Raw genomic sequence first — 25,011 nt, 5'->3', positions numbered from 1 at the left:
AAAAAATAAAGATGCTCGCGTCCACTATACAGTTCTCACACAACACACCACCCACCCCCGAAACCACCAGCAGACGTCAACGTCTCACCGGCACCCGGGAAGAATAGGTGATCACCGGAAACAACCATGTTGTCCCAGACACCCAACAGCGTGCCAACATACAAAGCCTGTGATCAAATCCTGGTCGTGTGAACCGCTACGGTGTGCGTCCACCCGATTCACTTGTGGCCGGCGGGTCAACACTCGTGACCACCAACCGACCGACGCCACCGACGACAACTGTCAGACGTGGACTTTGAAAAAAGCTCCTTAGAAAGGAGGTGATCCAGCCGCACCTTCCGGTACGGCTACCTTGTTACGACTTCGTCCCAATCGCCGATCCCACCTTCGACAGCTCCCTCCACAAGGGTTGGGCCACTGGCTTCGGGTGTTACCAACTTTCATGACGTGACGGGCGGTGTGTACAAGGCCCGGGAACGTATTCACCGCAGCGTTGCTGATCTGCGATTACTAGCGACTCCGACTTCATGGGGTCGAGTTGCAGACCCCAATCCGAACTGAGGCCGGCTTTCAGCGATTAGCTCCACCTCACGGTGTGGCGACGCGTTGTACCGACCATTGTAGCATGTGTGAAGCCCTGGACATAAGGGGCATGATGATTTGACGTCATCCCCACCTTCCTCCGAGTTGACCCCGGCAGTCTCTCATGAGTCCCCACCATCACGTGCTGGCAACATAAGACAAGGGTTGCGCTCGTTGCGGGACTTAACCCAACATCTCACGACACGAGCTGACGACAACCATGCACCACCTGTACACCAGCCACAAGGGAAGGACCATCTCTGGCCCGGTCCGGTGTATGTCAAGCCCAGGTAAGGTTCTTCGCGTTGCATCGAATTAATCCACATGCTCCGCCGCTTGTGCGGGCCCCCGTCAATTCCTTTGAGTTTTAGCCTTGCGGCCGTACTCCCCAGGCGGGGCGCTTAATGCGTTAGCTACGGCACAGAAGTCGTGGAAGACCCCTACACCTAGCGCCCACCGTTTACGGCATGGACTACCAGGGTATCTAATCCTGTTCGCTACCCATGCTTTCGCTCCTCAGCGTCAGTTACTGCCCAGAGACCTGCCTTCGCCATCGGTGTTCCTCCTGATATCTGCGCATTTCACCGCTACACCAGGAATTCCAGTCTCCCCTACAGCACTCAAGTATTGCCCGTATCGCCTGCACGCCCGAGGTTAAGCCCCGGAATTTCACAGACGACGCGACAAACCACCTACGAGCTCTTTACGCCCAGTAATTCCGGACAACGCTCGCACCCTACGTATTACCGCGGCTGCTGGCACGTAGTTAGCCGGTGCTTCTTATACAGGTACCGTCACCGTAAGGCTTCGTCCCTGTCGAAAGAGGTTTACAACCCGAAGGCCGTCATCCCCCACGCGGCGTCGCTGCATCAGGCTTCCGCCCATTGTGCAATATTCCCCACTGCTGCCTCCCGTAGGAGTCTGGGCCGTATCTCAGTCCCAATGTGGCCGTCCACCCTCTCAGGCCGGCTACCCGTCGACGCCTTGGTAGGCCATTACCCCACCAACAAGCTGATAGGCCGCGGGCTCATCCCACACCGAAAAATCTTTCCACCCCCCACACTAAAGGAGGGTCCTATCCGGTATTAGACCCAGTTTCCCAGGCTTATCCCGAAGTGCAGGGCAGATCACCCACGTGTTACTCACCCGTTCGCCACTCGAGTACCCCAGCAAGCTGGGGCCTTTCCGTTCGACTTGCATGTGTTAAGCACGCCGCCAGCGTTCGTCCTGAGCCAGGATCAAACTCTCCACAAAAACTTCTATCAGAAGAATCAGGCAGGAAAGCCCAAACCCAACCAAAAACAAACAACCAGCACACCACCACCCAACGAGGCGATGATGAAAATGATTGTCCAAAATGATGATTCACAAACACCCCCACACCAGCGCAAACGCTGGCCCGGGGACATGTCCGCAACCCGGCCCCCACCACTTCGACGAGGAAGAAGAAGGAGGCCGGAAAAAATTCACGGTCATGATCATGTCTGCGCCACAACAACTCACACCAGACACGCTGGTGCGCATTATTTCCAGTGGCACCCTGTCATAGAAAGGTACCACCCGGCACACACCCACCAACCCGAACATCATACGCCCGAGACTGGCCGGCACACACAACCAATAGACCACAAACAAAAGTACATTGGCACACTATTGAGTTCTCACACAACATCCGCACGCCGGATTCTGACCCGTTCTACCGGGCTTCGTCTCAGCGGCTGGAGATCCTACTGTAGTTGATCGTTTTCACGGTGTCAACTTCGTTGTAATCTCTCTGTCACTCTGAGCTTCCCGCGGTGTTCTCCGCGGCGCTCTCGGCGACCTCCATTAAGTTACCCATGTCCCCCACCTTCACCAAATCGCCTGGTCAGGTGGGGTATCTGGGGAACGTATCGGTCAGTTGTTGACCTTCACGCCGGCGAAGTTCTTCTTGCCACGGCGCAGAACGAGCCAGGATCCGTGCAGCAGATCCTCTGCGGCCGGCTCCCAGTCCTCGCTCTCGATTCGCACGTTGTTCACGTACGCGCCACCTTCCTTGATGGCACGACGGGCCGCACCACGAGAGTCGACGAGGCCGGTGCCGACGAGCAGATCCACGATAGAGCGGTCATCGCCACCGTTGACCTCGAGAACCTCGGTCTCGGAGACGGCGGAGGCCAGGGTCTTCTCGTCCAGGTCCGTGAGCTCGGCGCGGCCGAACAGTGCCTGGGAGGCCAGCTCGACAGCGGCGGTGGCCTCCTCGCCGTGGACGAGGTTGGTCATCTCGCGGGCCAGTCGGCGCTGCGCCTCGCGTCGGAAAGGACGCTCCGCGACCTCGGTCTCCAGCTCCGCGAGTTCCTCGGCGGTGAGGAACGTGAACCAGCGGAGGTAGCGGATGACGTCGGCGTCGGAGGCGTTGATGAAGTACTGGTACCAGGTGTACGGGCTGGTCATCTCCGGGTCGAGCCAGAGGGAGCCGCCACCGGTGGACTTGCCGAACTTCTGGCCCTCGGAGTCGGTGACCAGCGGAACCGTCAGCGCGTGGACGGACTCGCCGTCCATGCGGCGGTTGAGGTCGACGCCGGCGACGAGGTTGCCCCACTGGTCGCCGCCGCCGACCTGCAGGACGCAGTCGTAGTTGCGGCGCAGCTGCACGAAGTCGTTCGCCTGGAGCAGGACGTAGGAGAACTCGGTGTAGGAGATGCCGTCGGACTCGAGGCGGCGCTTCACGGTGTCGCGGGACAGCATCGTGTTCAGCGGGAAGTGCTTGCCGATGTCCCGGAGGAAGGAGATGACGGTGAGGTCCTTCGTCCAGTCGTTGTTGTTGAGCAGCAGGGCCGCGTTCTCGCCCTCGAAGGAGACGAAGCGGGAGAGCTGGCCGGAGATGCGCTCGGACCAGTCGGCGACGGTGTCGGCGGAGTTCATGGAGCGCTCGCCCACGTCGCGGGGGTCGCCGATCATGCCGGTGGCGCCACCCGCCAGGACGATCGGGCGGTGGCCGGCCTGCTGGAAGCGGCGGAGCATGAGCAGCGGGACCAGGTGGCCGGCGTGCAGGGACGGACCGGTCGGGTCGAAACCGCAGTACAGGGTGATGGGGCCGGCCTCGGTCACCTCACGCAGGGAGTCCAGGTCGGTGGACTGGTTGATGAGGTCGCGCCAGGCCAGCTCGTCAATGATGTTCATGTGTGTATCTCGCAGTATCAGAAGTAGAGGATGTGGAAGGGTTAGTCGGCGGCCGGCGGCCAGGGCGTCGCCTCGTCGATGAGCATCACGGGGATGCCGTCATCGATGCGATAGGCGAGACCGAGCCGCTCATTGACCAGGACCTCACGGTCCCTGATACATGTCAGTGGGCCCTTGTCCTTCGGACAGGCGAGGACTTCCAGCAACTTCGGATCGAGACTCATGACTCAGTATCGTACCCGGCGCCCGGAAGCCGCCCGAACTGGATACGCAGTGCGCGGGTCTGGTCCTCCAGATCACGCAGAGTGTCGCTGACCACGGCCTCCCGGATCCGCTCCACCTCCTCACGGAGGATCGTGAGCGACTCGGCGGTCTCCGTGACCGCGGTGGGGTGCGTCCGGTCGCTGACCGCCAGGTACCGCCCGAGGGTGCCCGGCAGATAGTCGTTGACGATCGTCTCGACGACGACCCGCTGCTCGGGGACGTCGGCAAGCCTGTCCCACTCCGCGAGAACATCGTCGAGGGAGACCTTCAGCGCCGCCATCGAGTCGACCACCTCGTGGGCGGGGCCGCTCCCGTAGAGCCAGTGGGTCTCGTGCCTGATGCGGTCCCGCAGTTCCTCGGCGGACGGGCGGGCGGGGGCCGGCGGAAGCTCCGGCTGCTGTCGGCCCGGGGTGAGTGCCACCCCGGCGCCCCAGCCGGCCAGGGCCACCACGGGCCACAGCACTCCGAGTCCGACGACGAGATGGAGCCCGACGACGAGCACGGCGATGATCATGCCGACGAGGTTCTTCCGGGAGCGGAAGAAGCTGGTGTCACTGGTAGCCACGGATCTCCTTGAATGCTGAGTCGAGGTCCCCGTCGAGGGCGTCGAAGACCTTGCCGCCGGTCATCTCGGCGATGGCGGTCATCTCGGCGACGTTGGCCTCGCCGTAGAGGATGACGAACACCGGGATGTCGGCGGCCGGTCCGCGGAGACCGGCGTGGAAGGCGCGGAACTCGGCGAGGCCGGCACCGGCGGTGACCTCACCGTCGCTCATGAGCACGATCGACGGGATCGACCCCTCCCGGGCGTCGACACGGCCGTAGGCCTCCATGAGGGCGGAGTAGATCGCGGTCGCCCCCTCGGCCACCAGCCCGTCGACCTCTCCGGTGAGCTGGTCGGCGGGGGCGGGGTCGGTCGTCGAGAAGCGGAGGGTGAGCGGGGTGGCGGGCTCGTCCGCGAAGGGCAGCAGGGTGAGACGCTCGCGGTCGCGGAAGCCCACTCCCCCGGCGGCACCCCGGGCGGAACCGTCGATGAGCGAACGCATCGTGTCCTTGAGCAGGGCGAGACGCTCCCCCTCCATGGAGCCCGAGGTGTCCAGGATGAAGACGGTGTCACCGGGCGTACGCAGCTCGTTGTGGAAGGCCGCAACCAGCTGGTCGGTGATGGTGCGGTTGGCCGGGAAGGGCAGCTCGATGAGCAGCGGGACGTCCAGCTCCGCGGGCAGTTCGGCGCCCCGGTCGACGGGACGTCGGAAGCTGTCGGTGAGCACCTCGGGACGGTCGAGGAGCCACCCGCTCAGGGCCGCGACCTTCTCCCGGGCCTGCGGCTGCGCCGGGGCGGCAAGGGTCGACAGCGGGTAGTCCGCGGAGACCACGCCGTCCGCCGGCACGATGACGCTGACGTCCGGGTGCTCCTGCACGAGGGTGTGCAGGACGGACTCGTAGTTGATGAGGGCGTCGGCACGCGAACGGTCCGCGAGCCAGGTCTCGGTGAGCCAGCCCGACGACCCGGAGGTCAGCGTCTGCCCGGAGAAGAAGCCCTGCAGCTGCGGGGAGATCCAGTCGATGTCGGCGGAGGTGAGGGCGGAGCCCGTGTCGGACAGCGCGGTGGCGACGGACACCAGCGCCGAGAAGCCCGAGTTCGACGCCGAGGGGTCGGTCATGCCGAAGGTGACCTGCCCGTCGGCGGCGGTCTCCGCGATCTCCGCCCACGTCGGCTGGCGGGAGTCCCAGCCCAGCTCGGCGGCCTTCGACGAGGTGATGCCGAAGGCGACCGGGGAATGCCCGATCGGGGTGCTGTCGGCCAGCTTCGACGAGGCGCCGAGGATGTCGACGTAACGGTTTGTGGCGAACCACGTGGCGTCGTGCTGCTGGTCGAAGGCGCCGTCGAGGAGCGACTGCGAGTTGTCCAGCGTGCCGGCCGGGAAGCTCAGCTCGATGGGGAAGCCGAGGTCGTCGGCGGCGTCCTCGATGACGGGCTGCAGATCCTCGAGCTCCGTCGCCGCGACGATGCGCAGCGGCGTGTCATCGAGGTCGGAGAGGCCGGAACGGCCGGGGCGGTCAGGGCTGTCGCCGCCGGGCAGACTGACGGAGTCCCCGCAGGCCACGAGTCCGAGGGACAGGATCAGCGCCACCAGGGTGGAAAGGGTACGACGGGTCATTCTTCACTGTCCTCCGGAGGCTGGGGGCTGGAGTAGCGGGCACCGACACCGTTGATGAGCTGTTCCAGGCGGTCGAAGACGGGCGGGTCGACGGTGGCCAGGAAGGTCGGCGGCTCGCCGATGCCGTGGTCGCCGAGCGTGCCCGCGAACAGCGCCGGGTCACCGGGGCGGAACCCGTGCTCGGCGGCCAGACGCTGCAGGTCGGGATCGTTGCTGAGCGCCCGTCCGAGCTCGGCCCCGTCGTCGGTGAGCGCGACGAGCATGTGGGTGGAATTGATCGTCGGCTCCGGGTACGCGAGCTGCATGTCGTCGCGGATACGGGAGTTCCTCGCCATCTTCTCCCCCAGGAACTGCGCCTCGTACACCAGGACCATCGGGCGGGCGCCGATGCCCTGCGCCAGGTAGTCCGCGAAGGGGCCGGCGGAGGTCGACTCGGTGTAGCCCTGCCCCAGGAACAGCGGACTGACGGCCTCGATGACCTCGGCGACCTGGGAGTCGGTGGTGACCACCCCGCCGTCACGCACGACCCAGGCCAGGATCGACAGGTACATCGCCGCCGAGTTGGAGGTGCGGATGTCCGTCGAGGAGATCTGCACCGTCCGCGGGGACGGGTACTCGGGGCCGAGGTCACGCCACCGCTGCCCGCTGCCCGCCAGTTCCGCGTAGCGGGACATGTCGATCAGCCAGTGGCCGGCCTCCTGCCGGGCCACACCCTCCCGCTCGAGGACCTCGAGGATCGGGGTGAAGGTGGCCACCGCCATGGGCGAGTGGAAGGGGGTGAACACTCCGCGGTTGGCCTCCCGGGAGACGATCTTCTCCCCCGCCGGCGCCGAGGAGGGGAAGGCGAAGTCGTAGGTGGACAGGTCCACGTCGGTGGCGATGCGGCGCGATCCGGCGGTGTCGACGGCCACCTCGAGCCCGTGCTCCGCCAGCTTCCTCCGCACCTCCGGGTCCTCGAAGAACCCCCGCTTCTCCGAACCGATGACGCCGGTGATCTGGCGTGTCTCCGGGGCCGGGCCGACACCCCCGAGCGTCGGGACACTCAGCGTGCCCCGCCCCACGAGCACCGCCACCACCGCCACAACCAACAAGATCAGGCCGACGACAACTGACGGTCCTCGGCCTGATCTGTTTTTCGCCTTACTCATGCACGAAGCTTATGACGCTTCCTGCAGGTCGGCCACTCGAGCGGGAACTAACTCCTCACCGGGGTGGTCGCCCAGGTGTGGTGCTCACGGGAGGCCGCGGCCACCCGCTCACGCTGCTCAGCGACGCGCACGCCCGCGGTACCGCCGCGGGTCGCACGGGAGGCGACGGCGCCGTCGATGGTGAGCACCTCACGCACGGCCGGGGTCAGACGCTTGTCGACGCCCTGCAGCTCCTCGTCCGTCAGCTCGTCCAGGCCGACGCCCCGGGCCTCCGCGATGCGGACGCAGGCGCCGGAGGCCTCGTGAGCCTCGCGGAACGGCACGCCCTCGCGCACCATCCACTCGGCGAGGTCGGTCGCCAGCGTGAAACCGGCCGGGGCCAGCTCGCGCATGCGGTCCTCGTGGAAGGTCAGCGTCGCCACCAGGCCGGTCATCGCCGGCAGCAGCAGGTTGAGCTGGGCCACCGAGTCGACGATGGGCTCCTTGTCTTCCTGCAGGTCGCGGTTGTACGCCAGCGGCTGCGCCTTGAGCGTGGCCAGGAGACCGGCCAGGTTGCCGATGAGACGGCCCGTCTTGCCGCGGGTCAGTTCCGCGACGTCGGGGTTCTTCTTCTGCGGCATGATCGACGAGCCCGTGGACCAGGCGTCGGAGAGCGTGACGTAGCCGAACTCCGGGGTGCACCACGCGATGATCTCCTCCGCCAAACGCGACATGTCGACCGCGATCTGGGCCAGCACGAAGGCCGTCTCAGAGGCGAAGTCACGCGAGGAGGTGGCGTCGATGGAGTTGTCCGCCGCCGAGTCGAAGCCCAGCTCCGCGGCGATCGCCTCGGGGTTGAGCTGCAGGGAGGACCCCGCCAGGGCGCCCGAACCGTAGGGCGAGACAGCCAGACGGCGGTCCAGGTCGCGGATGCGCTCGATGTCACGCAGCAGCGGCTGGGCATGCGCCAGCAGCTGGTGCGCGAGCAGCACCGGCTGCGCGGCCTGGAAGTGGGTCTTGCCCGGCATGATGGCGTCGGGGTGGGCGGCGGCCTGGTCGACGAGGGCGTCGACAAGCTCGGTGACGCCGACGGCGATGTCACGCACCGCGTCGCGCACCCACATGCGGAAGAGGGTGGCCACCTGGTCGTTGCGGGAGCGACCCGCACGCAGACGACCGCCGACCTCCGGGCCGACACGGTCGATGAGGCCGCGCTCCATCGCGCCGTGGACGTCCTCGTCGGTCGGCTCGGGGCCGAAGGTGCCGGCGGCGACGTCACGGCCGAGCTGGTCCAGGCCCGCGAGCATGGTCTCCAGGTCGGCGTCGGACAGCAGACCCGCGGAGTGCAGGACCCTGGCGTGCGCCTTGGAGGCGAGGACGTCGTAGGGGGCGAGCACCCAGTCGAAGTGGGTGGACACACTCAGGGCGAACATGGCCTCCGACGGGCCGCCGGAGAACCGGCCGCCCCAGAGGGCACCCTCGTTGGTTCCGTGCTGTTCCATTTAGTTCTGCGCCTCGCGGTCACGCTTGTTGGCGATCTCCGAGGAGAGGCCGTGCAGCTTGACGAAGCCCTTCGCCATGGTCTGGTCGAAGGTGTCGCCGGAGTCGTAGGTCGCCAGGTTGAAGTCGTACAGCGAGTGGTTGGAACGACGGCCGTTGACGGTGATGGAACCGGCGTGCAGCACCAGGCGGATGTCGCCGGTGACGTGCTCCTGGGTGGACTCGATGAAGGCGTCGAGGGAGCGCTTCAGCGGACCGAACCACAGACCGTCGTAGACCTCCTCGGCCCAGCGGGCGTCGACGAGACGCTTGTAGCGGGCGAGCTCACGCTCCAGGGTGACGTCCTCCATGGCCTCGTGGGCCTTGATGAGGATCATGGCACCCGGTGCCTCGTAGATCTCGCGGGACTTGATGCCGACGAGGCGGTCCTCGACCATGTCCAGACGGCCGACGCCCTGGGCGCCGCCGCGGCGGTTGAGCTCCTCGATGGCCTCCAGCATGGTGACCGGGCGGCCGTCGATGGCGACCGGCTTGCCGGCCTCGAAGGAGATGATGACCTCATCCGGGGCGTTGCCCAGGGTCGGCTCCTCGGTGTAGGCGTAGATGTCCTTGGTCGGGGCGTTCCACAGGTCCTCGAGGTAGCCGGTCTCGATGGCGCGGCCCCACACGTTCTGGTCGATGGAGAACGGGGAGGAGGCGGACTGCTCGATCGGCAGGTCAATCTCCTCGGCGAAGGCGATGGCCTTGTCACGGGTCCAGGCGTAGTCGCGGGCCGGGGCGATGATCTCCAGGTCCGGGTTGGTGTCGCGGAAGCCGACCTCGAAGCGGACCTGGTCGTTGCCCTTGCCGGTGCAGCCGTGGGAGACGTGGGTGCCGCCGTGCTCCTTGGCGGCCTCGACGAGGTGCTTGACGATCAGCGGGCGGGAGATGGCGGACACGAGCGGGTACTGCTTCATGTACATGCCGTTGGCCTTGATGGTCGGCAGGCAGTACTCCTCGGCGAACTCGTCGCGGGCGTCGATCACGATGGACTCGACGGCACCGGAGTCCAGGGCGCGCTGGCGCACGGACTCCATGTCCTCGCCGCCCTGACCGAGGTCGAGGGACACGGCGACAACCTCGCCGCCGGTCATCTTGGCCAGGTACGGGATGGCGACGGTGGTGTCGAGGCCGCCGGAGTAGGCGAGGACGACGCGTGCAGACATGTGGGTTTCTCCTTGGGTGAATGAATTATGGGAAGTATCTGGTATCCGAGGATACCGGGGGCTCAGGAGCCGGTGAGCAGCTCCCCCAGCTCGCGGCCCGTGAGGGGTTCGCGGGCCAGGACGAAGATGGTGTCGTCGCCGGCGATGGAGCCCACGACCTCGTCGAGTCCGACGCGGTCGATGAAGCTCGCCAGGTACTGCGCCGCCCCCGGCGGGGTGCGCAGCACCGCAATGTTGGCCGAGTGGTCCACCGCGACAACCAGCTCGTCGAGCATGCGGCGCAGCTTCTCCCTCGGCCCGGACAGCTGTTCCGCGAGATGCTTCTCGACGTGCCCCACCACGTAGAAGGCCCGTCCCTGGTCGGGGCGGATCTTCTTGGCGCCGAGTTCGTCGAGGTCCCTCGACAGGGTGGCCTGGGTGATGTCCACGCCTTCGTCGAGAAGCAGTTCGGAGAGCTGCACCTGGCTGGAGACCCGCGTCTTCGCGAGGATCTCCAGGATCTTGCCCTGCCGGGCGGTGCGGGAGACTGGCACGGTCATTCCGGCTGATTCTCCAGCAGCCAGACCATGAGGGCCTTCTGCGCGTGCAGACGGTTCTCGGCCTCGTCGAAGACGCGCGACTGCGGTCCGTCGATGACCTCGGCGGTGACCTCGTTGCCGCGGTACGCCGGCAGGCAGTGGAGGAAGATCGCGTCCTCGCCGGCCTGCGCCATGATCTCACCGGTGACCTGGTACGGCAGGAACGGGGTGCGGCGGTCCTTGCCGTCGGACTCCATGCCCATCGACACCCAGGTGTCGGTGATGACCACGTCCGCGCCGGCCACCTCGGCAACGTCCGCCGTGACGGTCACGGTGGCGCCGGTCTCCGCCGCGCGACGCTGCGCCCGCTCGACGAACTCCTGCTTCGGCTGGAAACCCTCCGGCGCGATGATGGAGATGTCCATCCCGGCGGTGGCGAAGCCGATCATGTAGGAGTTGGCCATGTTGTTGTCGCCGTCGCCCAGGTAGACCGCCTTGCGGCCCCTGAGACCCGCGGGGCCCTGCTCGGGGCAGAGGTTCTCCACGCAGGTCTGCAGGTCCGCCAGGATCTGGCAGGGGTGCAGGTCATCGGACAGGGAGTTGACGATCGGCACCGTGGCGGTCTCCGCCAGCTCGTGGAAGTTCTGGTGCGCGTAGGTGCGCCAGACGATCATCTCCACGTAACGGGACAGCACCGCGCCGGTGTCCTGGTAGGTCTCGCCCTTGCCCATCTGGGTCTTGCCCGAGTCCACGACGATCGCGTGGCCGCCCAGGTGGGCGATGCCGGCGTCGAAGGAGAAACGGGTGCGGGTGGAGGTCTTGTCGAAGAGGACCGCCACGGACAGCGGCCCCTCCAGCGGGCGCTTCGCCAGCGGGTTCTTCTTCAGTTCCGCCGCCAGCTGCAGCACCTCGGCCTGCTCGGCCGGGCTGAGGTCGTCGTCGGCCAGGAAGTGCCGGACGTTGGGGGTCATGGTCAGTCCTCCTTCGGGAGGTCGGTGGTCAGTTCAGCGAGGAGTGCGGTGAGCTTCTCGACGGCCGCGTTCATCTCCTCGTCCGTGATGATCAGGGGCGGCGTGAGCCGGATGACGTCCTCCGCCGGGGCGTTGAGGATGAGTCCGTGGTCGAAGCCCTTGGCCACGGCCTGCTTGGCGACGGGCTGCTCGAGCACCACGCCGAGCATGAGGCCCCGTCCCCGGACCTCGGTGACGCCCGGGATGGCACGCAGCTTCTCGGCGAAGAACTCGCCGGTGCGGCCGACCTGCTCGCAGAAGGACTCGTCGACGATCTCCAGCACCGCGTTCGCGGCGGCGCAGGCCACCGGGTTGCCGCCGAAGGTCGTGCCGTGGGCGCCGGGCTGGAAGAGCTCGGCGGCCCTGCCGCGGGCGATGGTGGCGCCGATCGGGATGCCGCCACCCAGTCCCTTGGCCATGGTGATGACGTCCGGGAGGACGTTGTCGTGCTGGAACGCGAAGAAGGTGCCGGTACGGCCGACGCCGGTCTGCACCTCGTCGGTGACCATGAGGATGCCGTGGGTGTCACAGAGGTCGCGGATGGCCTGCAGGAATCCGGCGGGTGCCGGGATGACGCCCGTCTCGCCCTGGACGGGCTCCAGGAAGATGGCGGCCACGTCGGTGGGGTCCGACTCGACAAGCTTGGTCAGGTACTCGATGTCACCGTAGGGGTAGAACTCGACGCCCGCGGGCAGCGGCGCGAAGGGGCGGCGCTTGTCCGGCTGACCGGTCAGGGCCAGGGAGCCCATGGTGCGGCCGTGGAAGCCATTGACGGCGGCCAGGATGCGGGAACGGCCGGTCAGGCGGGCCAGCTTGAACGCGGCCTCGTTGGCCTCGGCGCCGGAGTTGCAGAAGAACACACGCGCGGAGTCGTCGCCGACGCGCTGCTTGAGGGTCTCCGCCGCCTTGACCACCGGGGCGGTGGCGAAGAGGTTCGACACGTGGCCCAGCTGTCCGAGCTGGTGGCTGACGGCCTCGATGATCGCCGGGTGGGCGTGGCCCAGGGCGTTGACGGCGATGCCGGCGAGGAGGTCGATGTGGACCCTTCCCTGGGAATCCCGGACGGTGGCGCCCTTGCCGGAGACCAGTTCCACCGGAGGGGTGCCGTAGTTGTTCATCAGCACCTCGTTCCACTGGCTCAGCGTCGCGCTGGACTGGGGGATGGAGTCGCTCATCACTGGGCGTCCTTTCTGAAGACTGTGCCGGCGGGGTAGTTCTCGCGGTCGTAGTTGTCGGGCAGCACCATGGTGCCGATGCCGCCCATGGTGAGCAGCTCGAGAATGACGGAGTGGGCGATTCGGCCGTCGATGACGTGGGCGGCGGAGACCCCGCCCTGCACGGCCCGGAGGCAGGACTCCATCTTGGGGATCATCCCGGAGTCCAGCTTCGGCAGGATCGCCTCCAGCTCGGAGGTCTCGATCTTCGACAGCAGCGAGTCCTTGTTCGGCCAGTCGGTGTACAGGCCCTCCACGTTGGTGAGGATGAGCAGACGTTCCGCGCCGATGGCCTCCGCGAGGGCTCCCGCGGCGGTGTCGGCGTTGATGTTGTAGACCTCGCCGTTCTCGTCGGGGGCGATGGTGGACACCACGGGGATACGCCCGGACTCGACGATGTCCATGAGCGCAGCGGGGTTGACGTCCACGATGTCACCGACCAGGCCGATGTCGGTGGGGACTCCCCCGACCTCGACCAGGCGCTTCTGCGCGGTGAACAGGCCAGCGTCCTCGCCCGAGGTGCCGACGGCGTAGGGGCCGTGCGAGTTGATCAGTCCGACGAGGTCGCGGCCGACCTGGCCGAAGAGCACCATGCGGACGATCTCCATGACCTCCGGGGTGGTCACGCGGAATCCGCCCTTGAACTCCCCCTCCAGGCCGAGTCGGCGGAGCATGCTGGAGATCTGCGGGCCACCACCGTGGACGACGACCGGCTTGGCGCCGACGGTGCGCAGCAGGACCATGTCCGCGGCGAAGGCGGCCTTGAGGTCCTCGTCGACCATCGCGTTGCCGCCGTACTTGACCACGACGATCTTGTCGCGGAAGTGCTGCAGCCAGGGCAGGGCCTCGGCCAGCACATGCGCGCGGGCCTCGTTGCTGAGCTTCTTCAGGGTTTCCATGTCTGGTTCCTAGCTGGAGTAGGCGGAGTTGATGTGGACGTAGTCGTGGCTGAGGTCCGTGGTGCGGACGGTCGCGCGGCCCGGGCCGTCGACGCCCAGGTTGACCAGCACGTCGATGTCCGCGCCCGAGAGGTCGACCTCGCGGGCGTTCGGCGTGCCCGTGGTGTTCTCGCACACGGCCTGGCCGTTGAAGTACACGGAGATCCGGTCCGGGTCCATGTCGGCGTCGGCCATGCCGACGGCCGCGAGCACACGGCCCCAGTTGGGGTCGGAGCCGAACATCGCACACTTGAACAGGTTGTCGCGGGCCAGGGTGCGGGCCGCGTTGACGGCCTGCTCGTCGGTGGAGGTGCCCTCGACGGTGACGGTGACGCGCTTGGTCACTCCCTCGGCGTCGGCCTGCATCTGGCGGGCGATGTCCTCGCTGGCCTCAAGCACCGCGGCGTTGAGCTCCTCCTGGCTCGGGGTGACGCCGGAGGCGCCGGAGGCGAGGAGGAAGACGGTGTCGTTCGTGGAGGTGGAGCCGTCGATGTCGAGGGTGTCGAAGGTGACCTTCGACGCCGCGCGGAGTGCCTCGTCGAGCATCTCCGGGGTCGCGGATGCGTCGGTGGTGAAGCAGACGAGCATGGTGGCCAGGGACGGGCTCATCATTCCGACGCCCTTCCCCATTCCACCCAGGGTCCAGCCCTCGCCCTTGACAATGGTCTCCTTGGCGACCAGGTCAGTGGTCATGATGGCCTCCGCCGCGGCGTTGCCGTGGTCACCCAGACCCGGCACAAGCTTCTCGACGCCCGCCCGCACCTTGTCCATCGGCAGCAGTTCGCCGATCAGCCCGGTAGAGCACACGCCGACGTCGGTGGGCTCGACGCCGAGCAGCTCGGCCACCTGCTCCACGGAGGCACGTGCATCCCTGTCGCCCTGCACACCGTTGCAGGCGTTGGCGTTACCGGCGTTGAAGAGGACGGCCCGGACCTGCCCGTCGGCGACCGCCTCGCGGGAGATCTTCACCGGGGAGGCGACGACACGGTTGCGGGTGAACACCGCGGCGGCGTTGAACTCAGGGCCGTTGTTGACCACGAGGGCCATGTCAGGGTTGCCCGAGGGCTTGATGCCTGCGGTGAGGGCGGCGGCGGTGAAACCTGCCGGGGCGGTGATGCCGGTGGTGCTCATGGGGGTGACTTTCCGGGGGGTTGGTGGGGTGGGATCAGGGGGCGACGGCGGCCATGGGCAGGCCAGCGGTCTCATCGAGGCCGAGCGCCAGGTTCATGCACTGGACGGCAGCGCCGCCGGTGCCCTTGGTGAGGTTGTCGATGGCGGCGGTCATGAGAAGCACGCCGGCTCGCTCGTTGACCTCGACCTGCAGGTGGCACATGTTGGTGCCGGTGACGTTCTGCGTCTCCGGCTGCTGGCCCTCCGGCAGCAGGTGCACGAAGGGCTCCTCGGAGTAGAAGGCGCGGTAGGTCTCGTAGGCCGCCTGGGCGGTGACGCCCTCCTTGAGCGGGGCGGTGATGGTGGTGAGGATGCCGCGCGGCAGCGGTGCCAGCACCGGGGTGAAGGAGACCGTGACCTCCTCGTCAGTGACCTCGGAGAGGTTCTGGACGACCTCCGGGGTGTGACGGTGCTTGCCCGCGGTGTTGTAGGCGCGCAGGTTGCCCATGACCTCGGAACCCAGCAGCCCCACAGCGGCCTTCTTGCCGGCACCGGAGACACCGGTGATGGAGACGATGGACAGATCCGGGACGATGAGTCCGCCCGCGACGGCGGGCAGGGCGGCGAGGGTGGCGCCCGTCGGGAAGCAGCCGGGGACGGCGATCCGCTTGGCGCCCTGCAGCTCCTCGCGGTGGCCCGGCAGCTCCGGGATGCCGTAGGGCCAGGTGCCGGCGTGCTCGGAACCGTAGTAGTGCTCCCACTCCCCCGCCTCCTTGAGGCGGAAGTCAGCGGCGCAGTCGATCACCACCGTGTCCGGGTGGGACTCGGACAGCGCCTGCCCGATGGGGCCGGAGTGGCCGTGCGGGAGAGCCAGGAACACGACATCGTGGCCACCGAGGGTCTCGGGGTTCGTGTCCTCGATGACGCGGTCCGCCAGCTGCGGCAGGTGCGGCATGAGACCGGCCACCTGCTGCCCGGCGGAGGAACCCGCGGTCAGCGCACCGATCTCCAGCTCACCGGAGATGTAGGAGGGGTGCCCGAGGAGGAGGCGGAGGATCTCCCCGCCCGCGTAGCCCGTGGCACCAGCGACTGCAACCTTGATCGTCATGAGGGACAGTGTAGCACTTTATGCAGTCGGATGAAAAGTATGCAGCGGGTGAATTTCCCTGCCTCACTTAAGGTCGGAGGCATGAGCGACATGACGGGCAGGCCGCCACATTCGATCACACGAATCATCCTCGTGTTGTCAGCTTCCGCCTGTGCCTACGCAGCCTCCGCGTCGACAGGACCCGACGGAACGGACTTTTCACCCCTGGCCATCAGTGTCCTTCTTGCATCGCTGGCCCTGTTCGCAGTCGCGCTGACCGTGCAGATCATCTGCACCTTCAGATATCGTCCGCTCTGGTTCGAGTCGGTATTTCCAGCGGTGGTCGGCGGCGGAATCCTGGTCTTCTCCTACCTGTGGACGATTCCCCTCCGCGACACCCCCACGATCTTTCACCCGGCCCTGTTCTTTCAGGTCACAGGGGTGAGCTGGGTGGTGCTCTCCCTGATCGCTGCATTCCGCAGGTTCCACAGATCCTCACCGTGATCTGATGGTCCCCTGCGAACCCTCACTCCACGCTGGAGGTCGGTGGTTCCCCGCACAAAAAGTCCACGTCCCCGATCGTGTCCCCGTCCGTCGGCAACCCGGTGAACGCAACCGGACTGTCGCGGGTCGGACAGGGGGATCAGGGACGTGGTCACCTGGCGCATCGCGGCAGCGCTAGGAGCTCAGCTGCGAGCTCATCGACGTGACGTTGTTGCCCACCACGGTCGGTCCCGCGTAGGCGACGTAGTTGAGGGATTCGGAGAGCACGTGCAGGCCACCGAACGGGTCGGCAAACACGCTCACCCCGTGGGCGTTGCCCAGCTGGCCGGGGCCGAGTGCCTGCTCGGGGCCGGTCAGCCCCTGGTTCCAGCAGCCGACGACGCCGGCGGCGCCGGGCTCGACGATGACGGCCGGGATCTTCTCCTCCGGCGGGTTGCATTCGGGCATGGTCTTGCGGGCCCCGTCACTGACGCAGATGACGTGGGGCCCGCCCTCGGTCATGACGACGTCGCAACGGACGTCACCGGCGGCATTGGTGAACTGCACGTCACCTTCCGCGGCGGAGGCGGCGGAGGCGCCGCCCACCAGCACGGCGGCGGACATGACGGGGACAGAGAGAAGGGTCAGGGCACGACGTGAGTTGGTCATGCCCCGACCCTACTGACACATGCTTGCCTACGCACGCATTTCTGCGCCGAAGCGCACCTTCGCCAGTTCAGCGGCCGCGAGACGACGCTCGTTGGCCTCCTCATCGGTGAGGGTGCGGTCACCGGCGCGGAAAAGGAGGGAGAAGGCGAGCGACTTCCGGCCCTCGCCGAGCTGCTCGGAACGGTAGACGTCGAAAAGCTCGACCTCCTCCAGCAGATCACCGGCACCCTCGGCGACGACCCGACGGACGTCCTCGGCCGGGACGGACTCGTCGACGACCAGGGCGATGTCCTGGTGCAGGGCCGGGTAGCTCGACAGGACCGGGGCCGGGAAGTTCTCGGTCAGCGGCACCGCGGTGAGGTCCATCTCCATGGCGCAGGTGCGCGCCGGCAGGCCGAGGGCCTCGAGGATCTGCGGGTGAAGCTCGCCGGCGTGGCCGACGACGACGCCGTCGACAAGCAGGGCGGCGCAGCGGCCCGGGTGCCAGGGCAGGTGCTCCACGGACTGCACGTCGAGCTCGACGTCGGCGGCGCGGGCGACCACGCGGGCGGACTCGATGGCGTCGGCCCAGGTGTAGTCGCGGCCCTCACCCCACGGACCCTCGTACTCGATCTGGCCGGTGGCGACGGTGGACACGTGCAGCGGCTGGTAAGGGAGGGACTCGACGAGCTCGGTGATCTCCGCCTCCGAGGGGCGGGCGGCGACCGACGGCATCGGGGAGGCGTCGGCACGCTTGAAGGCCACCTGCTGCAGACCGAAGAGGGCGACGTCGTTGCGGCCGCGGGCCACGTTGCGCACCACGGCGTCCAGCATGGTCGGCAGCAGCGTGGTGCCCAGGATCGCGCGGTCGGCCTCCAGCGGGTTCTGCACCTTCACGGCGTTGCGACGCTCGTCGTCCGCGTCCAGGCCCCACACGTCGAAGGTGTCGTTGGCGATGAACGGGCTCGGCAGGATCTCCGCGTAGCCGTTGTAGGCCAGCGCGTGCTCGACGGCACGGCGGCGGCGCTGCGCCGGGGTGAGGCCACGGCCACCGACCGGGGTCGGCAGGACCAGCGGGATGTCCTCGAGGCCCTCGAGACGCAGGACCTCCTCGACCAGGTCTGCCGGGATCGTCAGGTCGCCGCGCCAGGTCGGCGGGGTGACCTCGAGCTTACCGCCGCAGGAGGAGACGGCGACGGTGCAGCCGACCTCCTCGAGGCGGGCGATGACGGTCTCCCGGGAGTAGTCCACGCCGGCGAGGTCGGCCGGGTGGTTGACGTCCATGGTGATGGTCGGCATGGCCGGGACGTCACCGACGATGGTGCGCTCGGCCGCGATCTCTCCGCCGGCGATGTCGACGAGCAGGGCGCAGGCCATGTCGAGGGCGACCTCGACGACAGCCGGGTCGACGCCCCGCTCGAAGCGTCGCGACGCCTCGGAGGTGAGCTTGTGACGGCGCGAGGTGCGTGCGACGGTCAGCGGGTCCCAGGTGGCGGCCTCGAAGTAGACGTCGGTGGTGTCGTCGGCGATCTCGGAGAGGGTGCCGCCCATGACGCCGGCCAGCGACTGAATGCCGGTGTCGTCGCAGATGACCACGTCGGCGGCGTCGAGGGTGCGCTCGACGTGGTCGAGGGTCTCGAACTTCTCGCCGGCGGAGGCGTTGCGAACGAGCAGGCCGCCGGAGATCTTCGCGGCGTCGAAGGCGTGCATCGGCTGGCCCAGCAGCAGCATGACGTAGTTGGTCACGTCGGTGGCGGCGTTGACCGGGCGCTGGCCGGAGAGCATGAGCTCACGCTGCAGCCAGAACGGGGACTGCGCCTGCGGGTCGATGCCGGTGACCTTGCGCAGACCGAAGCGGACGGTGCTGGTCTCCGGGCGCACGTCGATGTTCAGCAGCTCGCCGGTCGCCTCCGGGACGCCGGACAGGTCGATGCCGGCGACGCCCGGCTCGTGGGCCACGTCGGTGTACTGCAGGTCGAAGGCGGAGGCCAGCTCGCGGGACAGGCCGCGGGCGGACAGGGCGTAGCCGCGGTCCGGGGTGACGTTGACGTCGAAGACGGTGTCGGCCAGGCCGAGGGCCTCGCGGGCGTCCTCGCCCGGCTGGCCTGAGGTCGGGTCGAAGGTCTGGATGCCGGCGGACTTGTCGGTGAGGCCCAGCTCCGCGGCGGAGCAGATCATGCCGTCGGAGATGTGGTCGTAGGTCTTGCGGGCGGCGATCCGGAAGTTGCCCGGCAGCACGGCGCCCGGCAGCGCGACGACGACGGTGTCGCCCTCGACGAAGTTGGTGGCGCCGCAGACGATGCCCTGCAGCTCGCCGGTTCCGTTGGCGTCGCCGACGTCGACCTGGCAGTAGCGGATGGGCTTCTTGAACTCGGTGAGCTCCTTGATGTCCTTGACCACGCCGAACACCAGCGGTCCGGTGGTCTCGGGGATGGCCTCGTAGCCCTCGGTCTCGAAGCCGACGCGGACGTAGCCGGCGTCGAGCTCCTCGGCGGAGACGCCGAAGGACGGGTTGGCGTGACGCAGCAGTCCGGTGACCCAGTTCTGTGCAAGCAGCATTACTTATGTTCCTCTCTGAACCGGGGGTTTACTTCTGGATGCCGAACGGCAGGGTGAATCGGACGTCGCCCTCGACCATGTCGCGCATGTCGGCGAGGCCGTTGCGGAACTGGAGGGTGCGCTCCAGGCCCATGCCGAACGCGAAGCCGGTGTAGACCTCCGGGTCGACGCCCACCGCGCGCAGCACGTTCGGGTGGACCATGCCGCAGCCGCCCCACTCGATCCAGCCGGCGCCGCCCTTCTTGTTCGGGAACCACACGTCGACCTCGGCGGAGGGCTCGGTGAACGGGAAGTAGTTGGAGCGCATGCGGGTCTTCGTCTCCGGGCCGAACAGGGTCTTGGCCAGGTGGTCGAGGGTGCCGCGCAGGTGGGCCATGGTCAGGCCCTTGTCCACCGCCAGGCCCTCCACCTGGTGGAACACCGGCGTGTGGGTGGCGTCGAGCTCGTCGGTGCGGAACACCCGGCCGGGGCACGCGATGTAGAGCGGCACGTCACGGTCGAACATGGAGCGGACCTGCACCGGGGAGGTGTGGGTGCGCAGCACCTGGAGGGAGTCCTCGGCGCCGACGTGGAAGGTGTCCTGCAGGGTGCGGGCCGGGTGGTCCGGGAGGAAGTTCAGGGAGTCGAAGTTGAAGTACTCGGCCTCGACCTCCGGGCCGTCCTCGATCTCCCAGCCCATGCCGAGGAAGATGTCGGAGATGGTCTCCATGAGCGAGGTGATCGGGTGCAGCGCACCGACCTGCCGACGGGTGGTCGGCACGGTGACGTCGACCTTCTCGGCCTTGAGCTGCTCCGCGCGCTGCTTGACCTCAAGCTCCGCCAGGACCTCGGCGTAGTGCTTCTCGACGCGGCCCCGCGCCATGTTCACCAGACGGCCGGCGTCCTTGCGCTGATCCTTGGGCAGGGTGCCGAGGGAACGGCGGGCCTGCGGGATCGGGGCGTCGTCGCCGAGATGGTCGCGGCGTGCGACGGCGAGCTCCTCCAGGCTGGTCGCGGAGTCGAAGGCAGCGACAGCCTGGTCCGCGGCAGCGTTGAGCCCCGCCTCGGTCAGTTCAATTTCCGGAGTGTCAGACACGTGGCCTTACCCTTTTCACGATCGGCGCTAAATTTCAGACCTGTACAGCATACCTACGTCAGCGGTTCGCACGCGCCTGGGCCTTGGCGGACTCGTAGAGGCAGATCGACGCCGCCGTCGCCAGGTTGAGGGATTCCGCGCGCCCCCGGATCGGGATGCGCACCCGGTGGTCCGCGAGACCGAGCAGCTCCTCCCCCAGCCCGTGGGCCTCGTTGCCGAACAGCCATGCGGTCGGCTTCGTGAGCAGCTCCTCCGCATTGTCCAGCTCCACCTCCCCGTCGGCGGCGGTCGCGAGGATCTGCAGGCCCGCCGAACGCAGCTGCCCGAGGACGTCCTTCACGTTGGTGTTGCGGGCCACCGGCAGGTGGAACAGTGACCCGGCGGAGGCGCGGGCGGACTTGCTCGACTGCGGGTCGGTGGTCTCGCCGGCGAAGACGACGGCGTCGGCGCCCATCGCGTCCGCCACCCGGATCAGCGTGCCGGCGTTGCCGGGCTCGGAGGTCTCCACCGGCACCGACACCAGGCGCGGACGCCCCCGCAGCGCCTTGCCGACGGTCCACAGCACCGGTTCACAGACCGCGAAGATGCCGGTTGTGGTCACGGTGTCGGACAGCGACTTCGCGGCCCTGTCGCTGATGGGGTGCACGTACACGCCCATGTGCCCGCAGGTGATGAGGATCTCCTCGAAGCGCCGGGCCGCCTGCTCGGTGACGAACACGTCCCGCGCCGCCCCCGTCGCCACGGCGGCCTCGACCGCGTTCTCCCCCTCGACGATGAACTGGTTGGCTTTACGACGCCCCGCCGCCCGCTGCAGCTTCGCCGCATTGACGACGCGCGGGGTGCGCTCTGTGAAGGGTTCAGTGAAGTCGAGAGTCATGGATCTCAGGCTAGCAGCGGGCCCCGGGCTGCCGTTCTGTCGCACGCCCACCCCTCTATATCGGCCCCGCAGGACTCCTCTCGAACCACGCCGTGTGACGAAACGGCACTCACGTCCCCTTCAGCCCTCCGTGGATGTCCCACAGACCCTCGGTCACCCGACCGGGCACTCCCGTCGGCGCCGGAAGGTGCCGCCGATGCTCCACCAGAGCCCGAATCTCCTGCAGGGCGGCCTTCCGGGCCAGCGGGTCATCGAGGCAGAGGTCGGTGAACTGCAGATGGCCCCAGCCCGCCATCTCGGCGTGGTTCGCCTTCCACCGGTCGATCATGAAGCTGCGTTCATTCTCGGAGGTGTGGAATCGGGCGCTGTCCAGGTCAACCAGCGTCGTGGCCTCAGGGAAGCCGAGGTCCCACGTGTACGGCCCGAAACGGAAGTTCGGGATGGCGTCCAGCCCCATCCCCCGGACATCCAGGTGGAAGAGCCGCTCCATCCGGCTCGAGGCACCGATGACGGTCCTCTTCAGCAGCGGTTCCAGGTTTCTCCGTTGCCCCGCGGACAACGCCTGACAGTCGGTCTCGAACCTGTCTCTTCCGTCGAAACCGGCGTAGTCCTTCTCCAGTGCCTCGATACGCGAGAGCCTGTTCAGCCAGGTGTCCCCGGCGACCGCCGCGACCGACGACACTACGGGCAGCCCGTCGTGCGTGTGCCGTTGGATCGCGCGGCTCCGGGGCGCGACGAGGTACCCGGAGTCCAGGGCGCGGTGGCCCGCCGGCACCACCCCGGTCGTCGGCAGGAGGAAGGTCGCACGGTGCCCGCGGATGCTCAACGCCGTGTGTCCGGTGAACGTCAGGTCCGGATAGCGGTGGGCCAGCGCCCGGGCGACCGTCACCCCTTCGGGTGGTTCCCTCGTGTAGAGCCCGTGCACCAGCCGGTGGATCCGCCCCTGCCGGTGCAGTCGGCGGATGTCGCTGTCACTCAGCCCCTGCCGTCTGAGGTCGTCTGTGGTCCAGTAGTCCCCCTCGGGTGTCATGCCCTATTGGACTGCCACCCCGGGCGATAGGTTCCCGCCCGACCACAACGTCACACACCCTGGGCGCCCCAGACCGCCCAACACCCCTCTCCCCCACCGGGCCGTGTGACGAAAACGCCGAAGCCCCGCTGATCAGGGACCAGCGGGGCGTCGAAAAGCAGCTTTAGGCAGCGGCGACCGGAGCGTTGACGTCCTCCGGCAGGGCAGCCTTGGCAGCCTCGCAGAGAGCGGAGAAGGCAGCGAAGTCGCTGACGGCCAGCTCGGCGAGGATCTTGCGGTCGACATCGATCTCAGCCAGGCGCAGGCCGTGGATGAGGCGGTTGTAGGTGATGTCGTTCATGCGGGCGGCAGCGTTGATGCGCTGGATCCACAGCTTACGGAACTCCGACTTGCGAGCGCGACGGTCGCGGTAGGAGTAGGTCATGGAGTGCAGCCACTGCTCCTTGGCCTTGCGGTAAAGGCGGGAGCGCTGGCCGCGGTAGCCCTTGGCGGACTTCAGGATTGCGCGACGCTTCTTCTTGGCGTTGACGGACCGCTTGACACGTGCCACGGTGATACTTCCTTAAACGATTTCGGGGTGTGGGGTGGAAAGGCGGCTTGTCTTAAGCCTTGCCGAGGAGGCGCTTCATGCGCTTGACGTCGGCCGGGGCCACGTCAACGGTGCCCTTCAGGCGACGGGTGCGGGTGGACGGCTTGCCCTCGAGGAGGTGGCGACGGCCGGCCTGCTCGCGGCGCAGCTTGCCGGAGCCGGTGATCTTCACGCGCTTGGCGGTGCCCTTGTGGGTCTTCTGCTTCATGAGAATTAAGTCCTTAAATCCCGGTTGGAACGGTGTCTACTTCTTGCCCTTGCGGAGCGGTCCGATCACCATGGTCATGTTGCGGCCGTCCTGCTTGGCGCGGGTCTCGACGATGCCGTACTCCTTGACATCCTCTGCCAGGCGCTCCAGGAGCCGGAAGCCGAGCTCCGGACGCGACTGCTCACGACCGCGGAACATGATGGTCACCTTGACCTTGGATCCCTTCTCCAGGAAGCGGATCACGTTGCCCTTTTTCGTCTCGTAATCGTGGTCGTCGATCTTGGGACGGAACTTCTGCTCCTTGACCACAGTCTGCTGCTGGTTCTTGCGGGACTCGCGGGCCTTCTGGGCCTGCTCGTACTTGAACTTTCCGTAGTCCATGATCTTCGCGACCGGCGGCTTCGCGTTCGGGGCGACCTCAACCAGGTCGAGATCTGCCTCGTATGCGAGCTTGCGGGCATCATCCGTGCGGACGATACCGACCTGCTCACCGCCCGGGCCGACAAGGCGGACCTCGGGAACTCGGATACGCTCATTAATGCGAGCTTCAGCGCTGATGTGTGACTCCTCAAGTAGCGGGTTTCGTGAAACATACCGTGCCACCTGCGAGGATTTCCCCCACGAGAAAAACCCGCCTGTCGTTTACTGTCCGACGGCGGGAGATCTCTCAAAATAAGACAGCCCGAGGGGCTGACCTACTCTTGACCTGTATCCAACCGGCTGAACCGGCGGCCTGAGGTGGGATGATCTCCGCTTGTGGCCCGAGCCCCTGGAGAAGGCGCACGGGTGGTAGTGGGGAATACCTTAACATCCCCTGACGCGGAAGCCAAATCACGACGTGCAGGTGACCGCCGGACCGATCGCGCCAGCCTCGATGAGTTCCGCGAGTCCACTGCCGACCGCGTCGAGGATCTCCACGGCCGTGTCATGCGAGTTGTCGTCCGGGTGCGTGATCACCGCCAGCCCGACGACCCCCTTCCCCACCGGCACCGTGCCGAGCTGCCGGACCGTGTACACCCTTGACGTGTCACCGCCCCAGCCGCCCTTGAAGTGCGCGTCCGGGATCTCCGCCAGCCCGTACTGCTGCCAGTCGACGATGTCCGCCATCGCCGCGTACGTCGTCCCGACCGTGTCCAGGCACGGCAGCTCCGCGGCGAACTGCGCCTGCTCCACGAGCGACCACTTCGTCTCCCCCGGCAACGCCTCCAGTTCGGGCGTGTGCGGGAGGTCCCCCAGGTCACCGTCGATGGCGCGGGAGAGCTGGTAGGCGGCGGCGTTGTCGGAACTGCTTATCGACGCCCCGATCAACGCCTCCGTCGCCACCTCCTCCCGGTCCGCCACCACGGCCACGGGCACCTTGATAGTCGACCAGGACCACGAGTTCCCGGTCAGACCGACGTGCGTGACGCCGTCCGCGGTGGCCACGGCGATGCCGACGCGCCCGCCGTACCCGTCACCGACCTCCCGGGCCAGGGCACGCAGCTCCTGACGCAGCTCCTCCGCGGTGAGAAGGGAGGAGTCCGCGGCCGACTCCGGCGACACGTTCTCCTCCGCCGCGCCGTCGGAGACGCAACCGGCCAGCAGGCCGACGCCGAGAAGCGCCGGCACGGCGCGTGACGCCACCCGCGCGAGACCCGAAAACCACGTGTTCACGTGCGGGAAC

23 protein-coding genes and 1 rRNA gene are annotated in these 25,011 nt (G+C 67.3%); 1 reads left to right on the top strand and 23 read right to left on the bottom strand.

Going from position 1 to position 25,011, the window contains the following annotated elements:
• Positions 1 to 313: 313 nt before the first annotated feature.
• From B842_RS06355 to argC, 14 genes are all read right to left on the bottom strand, one after another.
• Positions 314 to 1,836, bottom strand: a 16S ribosomal RNA gene (locus tag B842_RS06355).
• A 642-nt stretch (positions 1,837 to 2,478) separates the two neighbouring features.
• Positions 2,479 to 3,744 carry a tyrosine--tRNA ligase gene (tyrS, locus tag B842_RS06350; RefSeq protein ID WP_040085774.1) on the bottom strand — a complete coding sequence of 422 codons (1,266 nt, stop codon included), beginning with the start codon at positions 3,742 to 3,744 and terminating at the stop codon, positions 2,479 to 2,481.
• A 41-nt stretch (positions 3,745 to 3,785) separates the two neighbouring features.
• Positions 3,786 to 3,968: a Trm112 family protein gene (locus tag B842_RS06345; protein WP_040085773.1), complete on the bottom strand. Its 183-nt coding sequence runs from the start codon at positions 3,966 to 3,968 to the stop codon at positions 3,786 to 3,788.
• Positions 3,965 to 4,573 carry a hypothetical protein gene (locus B842_RS06340; protein ID WP_040085772.1) on the bottom strand — a complete coding sequence of 203 codons (609 nt, stop codon included), beginning with the start codon at positions 4,571 to 4,573 and terminating at the stop codon, positions 3,965 to 3,967. The genes B842_RS06345 and B842_RS06340 overlap by 4 nt, the downstream gene beginning before the upstream one ends.
• Complete coding sequence (locus B842_RS06335) at positions 4,560 to 6,170, bottom strand: vWA domain-containing protein (protein ID WP_040085771.1); 1,611 nt, start codon at positions 6,168 to 6,170, stop codon at positions 4,560 to 4,562. Before B842_RS06335 ends, B842_RS06340 begins: the two co-directional genes overlap by 14 nt.
• Positions 6,167 to 7,318 carry a hypothetical protein gene (locus tag B842_RS06330; protein ID WP_040085770.1) on the bottom strand — a complete coding sequence of 384 codons (1,152 nt, stop codon included), beginning with the start codon at positions 7,316 to 7,318 and terminating at the stop codon, positions 6,167 to 6,169. Before B842_RS06330 ends, B842_RS06335 begins: the two co-directional genes overlap by 4 nt.
• Before the next feature lie 47 nt (positions 7,319 to 7,365).
• Positions 7,366 to 8,799: an argininosuccinate lyase gene (gene argH, locus B842_RS06325; protein ID WP_040085769.1), complete on the bottom strand. Its 1,434-nt coding sequence runs from the start codon at positions 8,797 to 8,799 to the stop codon at positions 7,366 to 7,368.
• Positions 8,800 to 10,002: an argininosuccinate synthase gene (locus tag B842_RS06320; protein ID WP_040085768.1), complete on the bottom strand. Its 1,203-nt coding sequence runs from the start codon at positions 10,000 to 10,002 to the stop codon at positions 8,800 to 8,802. It lies immediately after the preceding gene.
• Between the two features lie 62 nt (positions 10,003 to 10,064).
• On the bottom strand, positions 10,065 to 10,541 hold the full coding sequence (locus tag B842_RS06315; protein ID WP_040085767.1) for an arginine repressor: 477 nt from the start codon (positions 10,539 to 10,541) through the stop codon (positions 10,065 to 10,067).
• On the bottom strand, positions 10,538 to 11,491 hold the full coding sequence (gene argF, locus B842_RS06310) for an ornithine carbamoyltransferase (RefSeq protein ID WP_040085766.1): 954 nt from the start codon (positions 11,489 to 11,491) through the stop codon (positions 10,538 to 10,540). Before argF ends, B842_RS06315 begins: the two co-directional genes overlap by 4 nt.
• A 2-nt stretch (positions 11,492 to 11,493) precedes the next feature.
• On the bottom strand, positions 11,494 to 12,705 hold the full coding sequence (locus B842_RS06305; RefSeq protein ID WP_040085765.1) for an acetylornithine transaminase: 1,212 nt from the start codon (positions 12,703 to 12,705) through the stop codon (positions 11,494 to 11,496).
• Positions 12,705 to 13,643 carry an acetylglutamate kinase gene (argB, locus tag B842_RS06300; protein ID WP_040085764.1) on the bottom strand — a complete coding sequence of 313 codons (939 nt, stop codon included), beginning with the start codon at positions 13,641 to 13,643 and terminating at the stop codon, positions 12,705 to 12,707. The genes B842_RS06305 and argB overlap by 1 nt, the downstream gene beginning before the upstream one ends.
• A 9-nt stretch (positions 13,644 to 13,652) precedes the next feature.
• Positions 13,653 to 14,813 carry a bifunctional glutamate N-acetyltransferase/amino-acid acetyltransferase ArgJ gene (argJ, locus tag B842_RS06295; RefSeq protein ID WP_040085763.1) on the bottom strand — a complete coding sequence of 387 codons (1,161 nt, stop codon included), beginning with the start codon at positions 14,811 to 14,813 and terminating at the stop codon, positions 13,653 to 13,655.
• A gap of 34 nt (positions 14,814 to 14,847) precedes the next feature.
• Positions 14,848 to 15,900 (bottom strand): N-acetyl-gamma-glutamyl-phosphate reductase, encoded by a 1,053-nt coding sequence (argC, locus tag B842_RS06290; RefSeq protein WP_040085762.1) that lies wholly within the window; start codon positions 15,898 to 15,900, stop codon positions 14,848 to 14,850.
• Between the two features lie 81 nt (positions 15,901 to 15,981).
• On the opposite strand from argC, the gene B842_RS06285 reads away from it, so the two are divergent.
• A complete protein-coding gene (locus B842_RS06285) occupies positions 15,982 to 16,383 on the top strand; it encodes a hypothetical protein (protein ID WP_061241384.1) in 402 nt (133 codons plus the stop codon).
• Positions 16,384 to 16,557: 174 nt separating this feature from the next.
• Here B842_RS06285 and B842_RS06280 read toward each other — a convergent pair whose 3' ends face one another.
• The 9 genes from B842_RS06280 to B842_RS13165 form a co-directional block, all read right to left on the bottom strand.
• Positions 16,558 to 17,031, bottom strand: a complete 474-nt coding sequence (locus B842_RS06280; RefSeq protein WP_040085760.1) for a hypothetical protein — start codon at positions 17,029 to 17,031, stop codon at positions 16,558 to 16,560.
• Between the two features lie 27 nt (positions 17,032 to 17,058).
• A complete protein-coding gene (gene pheT, locus B842_RS06275) occupies positions 17,059 to 19,569 on the bottom strand; it encodes a phenylalanine--tRNA ligase subunit beta (RefSeq protein ID WP_040085759.1) in 2,511 nt (836 codons plus the stop codon).
• Between the two features lie 28 nt (positions 19,570 to 19,597).
• A complete protein-coding gene (pheS, locus tag B842_RS06270) occupies positions 19,598 to 20,644 on the bottom strand; it encodes a phenylalanine--tRNA ligase subunit alpha (protein ID WP_040085758.1) in 1,047 nt (348 codons plus the stop codon).
• Positions 20,645 to 20,702: 58 nt separating this feature from the next.
• Positions 20,703 to 21,521: a TrmH family RNA methyltransferase gene (locus B842_RS06265; RefSeq protein WP_040085757.1), complete on the bottom strand. Its 819-nt coding sequence runs from the start codon at positions 21,519 to 21,521 to the stop codon at positions 20,703 to 20,705.
• Between the two features lie 109 nt (positions 21,522 to 21,630).
• Positions 21,631 to 22,551 carry a type IV toxin-antitoxin system AbiEi family antitoxin domain-containing protein gene (locus B842_RS13170; RefSeq protein WP_052437790.1) on the bottom strand — a complete coding sequence of 307 codons (921 nt, stop codon included), beginning with the start codon at positions 22,549 to 22,551 and terminating at the stop codon, positions 21,631 to 21,633.
• Between the two features lie 163 nt (positions 22,552 to 22,714).
• On the bottom strand, positions 22,715 to 23,101 hold the full coding sequence (gene rplT / locus B842_RS06255) for a 50S ribosomal protein L20 (RefSeq protein ID WP_040085756.1): 387 nt from the start codon (positions 23,099 to 23,101) through the stop codon (positions 22,715 to 22,717).
• A 52-nt stretch (positions 23,102 to 23,153) separates the two neighbouring features.
• Positions 23,154 to 23,348 (bottom strand): 50S ribosomal protein L35, encoded by a 195-nt coding sequence (gene rpmI / locus B842_RS06250; RefSeq protein WP_040085755.1) that lies wholly within the window; start codon positions 23,346 to 23,348, stop codon positions 23,154 to 23,156.
• A gap of 36 nt (positions 23,349 to 23,384) precedes the next feature.
• Entirely contained in the window at positions 23,385 to 23,951 is a 567-nt protein-coding gene (gene infC, locus B842_RS13440; RefSeq protein WP_082028396.1) for a translation initiation factor IF-3, read from the bottom strand.
• A 228-nt stretch (positions 23,952 to 24,179) separates the two neighbouring features.
• The gene (locus tag B842_RS13165; RefSeq protein WP_156119460.1) at positions 24,180 to 25,001 is read right to left on the bottom strand and encodes a serine hydrolase; all 822 of its coding nucleotides are present in this window, start codon (positions 24,999 to 25,001) and stop codon (positions 24,180 to 24,182) included.
• Positions 25,002 to 25,011: the final 10 nt, after the last annotated feature.

The sequence above is a fragment of the Corynebacterium humireducens NBRC 106098 = DSM 45392 genome, from assembly GCF_000819445.1.
Taxonomy (GTDB): domain Bacteria; phylum Actinomycetota; class Actinomycetes; order Mycobacteriales; family Mycobacteriaceae; genus Corynebacterium; species Corynebacterium humireducens.
This window is presented reverse-complemented; position numbering and strand designations above follow the sequence as displayed.

Excerpts from the sequence above, each read along its gene's own strand:
- B842_RS06320 (WP_040085768.1), bottom strand. The coding sequence starts at position 10,002 with ATGTCTGCACGCGTCGTCCTCGCCTACTCCGGCGGCCTCGACACCACC.
- tyrS (WP_040085774.1), bottom strand. The coding sequence starts at position 3,744 with ATGAACATCATTGACGAGCTGGCCTGGCGCGACCTCATCAACCAGTCC.
- argC (WP_040085762.1), bottom strand. The coding sequence starts at position 15,900 with ATGACGATCAAGGTTGCAGTCGCTGGTGCCACGGGCTACGCGGGCGGG.
- argF (WP_040085766.1), bottom strand. The coding sequence starts at position 11,491 with ATGACCCCCAACGTCCGGCACTTCCTGGCCGACGACGACCTCAGCCCG.
- argJ (WP_040085763.1), bottom strand. The coding sequence starts at position 14,813 with ATGAGCACCACCGGCATCACCGCCCCGGCAGGTTTCACCGCCGCCGCC.
- argH (WP_040085769.1), bottom strand. The coding sequence starts at position 8,799 with ATGGAACAGCACGGAACCAACGAGGGTGCCCTCTGGGGCGGCCGGTTC.
- B842_RS06280 (WP_040085760.1), bottom strand. The coding sequence starts at position 17,031 with ATGACCAACTCACGTCGTGCCCTGACCCTTCTCTCTGTCCCCGTCATG.
- B842_RS06315 (WP_040085767.1), bottom strand. The coding sequence starts at position 10,541 with ATGACCGTGCCAGTCTCCCGCACCGCCCGGCAGGGCAAGATCCTGGAG.
- B842_RS06265 (WP_040085757.1), bottom strand. The coding sequence starts at position 21,521 with ATGACTCTCGACTTCACTGAACCCTTCACAGAGCGCACCCCGCGCGTC.
- B842_RS13170 (WP_052437790.1), bottom strand. The coding sequence starts at position 22,551 with ATGACACCCGAGGGGGACTACTGGACCACAGACGACCTCAGACGGCAG.
- B842_RS06335 (WP_040085771.1), bottom strand. The coding sequence starts at position 6,170 with ATGACCCGTCGTACCCTTTCCACCCTGGTGGCGCTGATCCTGTCCCTC.
- B842_RS06345 (WP_040085773.1), bottom strand. The coding sequence starts at position 3,968 with ATGAGTCTCGATCCGAAGTTGCTGGAAGTCCTCGCCTGTCCGAAGGAC.
- B842_RS06330 (WP_040085770.1), bottom strand. The coding sequence starts at position 7,318 with ATGAGTAAGGCGAAAAACAGATCAGGCCGAGGACCGTCAGTTGTCGTC.
- pheT (WP_040085759.1), bottom strand. The coding sequence starts at position 19,569 with ATGCTGCTTGCACAGAACTGGGTCACCGGACTGCTGCGTCACGCCAAC.
- B842_RS06305 (WP_040085765.1), bottom strand. The coding sequence starts at position 12,705 with ATGAGCGACTCCATCCCCCAGTCCAGCGCGACGCTGAGCCAGTGGAAC.
- B842_RS06285 (WP_061241384.1), top strand. The coding sequence starts at position 15,982 with ATGAGCGACATGACGGGCAGGCCGCCACATTCGATCACACGAATCATC.
- rpmI (WP_040085755.1), bottom strand. The coding sequence starts at position 23,348 with ATGAAGCAGAAGACCCACAAGGGCACCGCCAAGCGCGTGAAGATCACC.
- argB (WP_040085764.1), bottom strand. The coding sequence starts at position 13,643 with ATGGAAACCCTGAAGAAGCTCAGCAACGAGGCCCGCGCGCATGTGCTG.